An 867-nucleotide genomic window follows, 5' to 3' on the forward strand; every position below is an offset into this window, starting at 1 on the left:
GATTATGAGGATATCGTGGAGAAAGTGTGCAAGGCTTGGAATCGATTCTTGGACAGTACAGATAGAGTTAGCAAGATGTGTACAAGAGAGTGGATTAATCTGACCAGTTAATTTTCCAGATTGGTATTAGTGTGTCATCGGTAAAGGCAAGGCTGAATTTTTGCTTCACTGCTAGAGATACATGGATATTGCGCTCTAATGCAATTTGGCGATCTTTGGTAAGTAGAGAAAGGCGAACTTCGTTTGGAAAGCCTCGTTCACGCAGTGAAACAGGTACAGGGGAGCGGTGGTAGTAAACACTGGAAGGGAGTTTTAATAGATACATATGTATCACCTCTATGTAGTGGTGACTTTTGGTATGCATCAGATATGAAAAAAGCCCTGAAAAATCAGAGCTTTGCTCATTTAAAAGTGGCGGAGAGATAGGGATTTGAACCCTAGGTACGCTATTAACGTACGCCGGTTTTCAAGACCGGTGCTTTCAACCACTCAGCCATCTCTCCACAAATTGTCATCAACAGATTAGTACACTGACGATGTAGTTATCCGTATAACGGATAACAATATATAAAGCCTGGCGATGTTCTACTCTCACATGGGGAGACCCCACACTACCATCGACGCTGTTTCGTTTCACTTCTGAGTTCGGGATGGAATCAGGTGGGTCCAAAACGCTATGGTCGCCAAGCAAATTCTTTCTCTCTATTTCTAGAGAATAATCTGGAAAGCTGTTTAAGTTCTTTTCAACACATTCAATTCGTTCTTGTATCGAGTCCACCAAAACCCTTTGGGTGTTGTATGGTTAAGCCTCACGGGCAATTAGTACAGGTTAGCTCAACGCCTCACAGCGCTTACACACCCTGCCTA

Annotated in this window: 1 protein-coding gene, 1 tRNA gene and 1 rRNA gene; all 3 read right to left on the bottom strand. The window is 43.1% G+C overall.

The genetic code is table 11. The features are described 5' to 3' along the window. Positions 1 to 94 precede the first annotated feature (94 nt). The gene (locus UF06_RS26315; RefSeq protein ID WP_139046385.1) at positions 95 to 325 is read right to left on the bottom strand and encodes a DUF6538 domain-containing protein; all 231 of its coding nucleotides are present in this window, start codon (positions 323 to 325) and stop codon (positions 95 to 97) included. A gap of 87 nt (positions 326 to 412) precedes the next feature. Continuing rightward, positions 413 to 503, bottom strand: a tRNA-Ser gene (locus UF06_RS15905). 69 nt (positions 504 to 572) lie between these two features. Further along, positions 573 to 688, bottom strand: a 5S ribosomal RNA gene (gene rrf / locus UF06_RS15910). Positions 689 to 867 lie beyond the last annotated feature (179 nt).

This window comes from Vibrio sp. S234-5, assembly GCF_000960595.1.
Classification (GTDB): Bacteria; Pseudomonadota; Gammaproteobacteria; order Enterobacterales; family Vibrionaceae; genus Vibrio.

Excerpts from the sequence above, each read along its gene's own strand:
- UF06_RS26315 (WP_139046385.1), bottom strand. The coding sequence starts at position 325 with ATGTATCTATTAAAACTCCCTTCCAGTGTTTACTACCACCGCTCCCCT.